This is a genomic window from Streptomyces sp. NPDC029956 (assembly GCF_055574655.1).
In genome coordinates, this window is the sequence record NZ_JBVHZJ010000123.1 from 1 (window position 1) to 3,041 (window position 3,041).

The window sequence follows — 3,041 nt, forward strand, 5'->3', positions numbered from 1 at the left end:
CGCGGCTTCCGCATCGAACCCGGCGAGATCGACACCGTCCTGGGAACGGCCCCCGGGGTCACCCGCGCCGTCACCGTCATCCGCGAGGACCGGCCCGGAGTCCAGCGCCTCGTGACGTACGTCGTCCCCTCAGCCGACGCTCCGGTGACGGCGGAGACCCTGCGCGGCCACGCCGCCGCCCGCCTCCCCGAGTACATGGTGCCGAGCGTCTTCCTGGAGATCCCGGCGATCCCCCTCTCCCCCAACGGCAAGCTCGACCGCCGCGCACTCCCCGCGCCGCCGGACGCCGTGACCGGGCCGTCCCGGGCCCCCCGGGACGCGCGCGAGGAGATCCTCGCGGGCACCTTCGCGGCCGTGCTGGGGCTCGACTCCGCCGGCGTCGAGGACGACTTCTTCGCCCTGGGCGGTCACTCCCTGCTCGCCGCCCGCGCGGCGGCCCGGGTGCGGGCCGCGCTCGGAGTGGAGTGCTCGGTACGGGACGTGTTCGAGGCGCGTACGGTCGAGGCCCTGGCCGCCCGGCTCTCCGCGCGCAGCGCGTCCGGCCGCCCCTCCCTTGCACGGGCAGGGGCGCGACCGGAGCCGACTCCCCTCTCGTACGCGCAGCGACGTCTCTGGCTGATCGACAACGTGCGGGAGCCGGGGACGGCGTACAACGTGCCGTTCGCGGTCCGGCTCGACGGTCCGGTGGACCCGGCGGCCGTCCGGGCGGCCGTCCAGGACGTGGTGGCGCGGCACGAGGTGCTGCGGACCGTGTTCACGGAGGTCGACGGGGAGCCGTACCAGCGCGTCCTCTCCCCCGGCGGGGCCGTGGTGCCGTTCGCGGCCCGACGGGTCACCGCCGGGGCCCTGGACGCGGAGGCGGAGGCCGTGTGCGGCCACGTCTTCGACCTGGAGCGGGAGATCCAGCTGCGCGTGACGCTGCTGAGCGTGTCGGACGAGGAGCACGTCCTCGTGGTGCTGCTGCACCACATCGCGACGGACGAGTGGTCCACCGGCCCGCTCCTCGCCGACCTCGACACCGCCTACACGGCCCGCGCCGCCGGCCACGCGCCGGACTTCTCCCCGCTGCCCGTCCAGTACGCCGACTACGCCCTCTGGCAGCGCGAACTGCTCGGGGACGCGGACGACCAGGACTCCCTGGCCGCACGCCAGGCCGCCTACTGGCGCGAGACCCTCACCGGCCTCCCCGAGGAACTGACCCTCCCCACCGACCGGCCGCGCCCCGCCACACCCTCGTACCAGGGCGACGTGGTGCCGTTCGCGGTGGACCCGGCGACGGGCTCGGGGCTGGCGCGGATCGCCCGGTCCTCCGGCGCGACGATGTTCATGGTGGTCCACGCGGCCGTCACCGCCCTGCTGCACCGGCTCGGCGCCGGCGACGACATCGCGATCGGCACTCCGGCCTCCGGCCGGGGCGACGAGCAGCTCGACCCGATGGTCGGGTTCTTCCTCAACACCCTCGTCCTGCGCGCCGACCTCACGGGTGAGCCGACCTTCGCCGAGCTGGTCGGCCGGGTTCGGGACACCGGGCTCGCGGCCTTCTCGCACGCCGATCTGCCGCTGGAGGCGGTGGCGGAGGCGGTCGGGCAGAAGCGGTCGCAGGCACGCAATCCGCTCTTCCAGACGATGGTGACGTACCACTCGGTCGACACCGGGGTGACCGAGCTCTTCGGGGTCCCGGCGCGCGAGCTGCCGGTGGAGATCGGCGGGTCGAAGTTCGACCTGGAGTTCGCGTTCGGCGGCTCGGAGGCCGACGGCGGGATCAGCGGCGGTCTGCGGTACGCGACGGATCTCTTCGAGCGGGCCGGTGCCGAACGGCTGGCGGAACGCCTGCTCCGGCTGCTGGCCGCCGTGGTGGAGGCCCCGGACGCTCCCGTGGCCTCGATCGACCTCATGGACGCGGCCGAGCGGGAGCGGCTCGACGTGTGGAACGACACCGCGCGCGTCCTGGACGGGCCGGCGAACCTGGCCGACCTGGTCGCCGCCGGAGCCGTGGACCCGAAGGGACCCGCCCTCGTCTTCGAGGGCGAGGACCTCTCCCGGGCCGACTTCGACGCACGCGTCAACCGCCTCGCCCGGCTCCTCATCGGGCGCGGAGTGGGACCGGAGTCCGTCGTCGGCGTGGCTCTCCCCCGCTCCTTCGACCTGCTCGTCGCGATCCACGCCGTCGTCCGCGCGGGCGGCGCCTACCTCCCCCTCGACCTCACCCTCCCCGCCGACCGCCTCACCCACATGACGGAGACGGCTCGACCCGTCGTGATCCTCACGGATCTGCTCTCCGATGCCGCGCTCCCGGAGAGTGTCGGGGCGGTGCGGATCGCGCTCGACTCCCCCGCCGTGGCGGGCGAGTGGGCGGATCTGCCCTCCGAAGCCCTGGCCGACGAGGAGCGGCTCGCGCCGCTGCTGCCGCACCACCCGGCGTACGTCATCTTCACCTCCGGCTCCACCGGACGCCCGAAGGGCGTGATGGTCGAACACCGGGCCATCGTGAACCGGTTGGCGTGGATGCAGCACGCGTACAGGCTGACGCGCGCCGACCGGGTCCTCCAGAAGACACCGACCGGTTTCGACGTCTCCGTCTGGGAGTTGTTCTGGCCCCTCGCCCAGGGCATCCCCCTCGTCATCGCCCGACCCGAGGGCCACAAGGACCCCGACTACCTCGCCGAACTGATCCGCGCACAACGGGTCACCGTGCTCCACTTCGTCCCGTCCATGCTCGCGGCCTTCGTCTCCGAGGTGGAGGTCTCCTCCTGCCCGAGCCTGCGGGTCGTGGTGTGCAGTGGCGAGGCCCTGCCCAGTGACCTCGTCGCCCGATTCCACGAGTCGGCCGGTGACCGGTCCGTCGCCCTGGAGAACCTGTACGGGCCGACCGAGGCGGCCGTGGACGTCACCGCGGCCTCCTGCCACCCGGAGGGATCGACCGGCGTCTCGGCGTCCATCGGCTCCCCCGTCTGGAACACCCAGGTCCACGTCCTGGACTCCCGCCTCCGACCCGTCCCCGTCGGCGTCCCCGGAGAGCTCTACCTCGCCGGAGTCCAGCT

General features: G+C 73.8%; 1 protein-coding gene. It reads left to right on the forward strand.

Going from position 1 to position 3,041, the window contains the following annotated elements:
- Positions 1 to 3,041, forward strand: a 3,041-nt coding sequence (locus ACZ4XX_RS40205; RefSeq protein WP_468512766.1) for a condensation domain-containing protein, incomplete at both ends; no start/stop codon positions are given.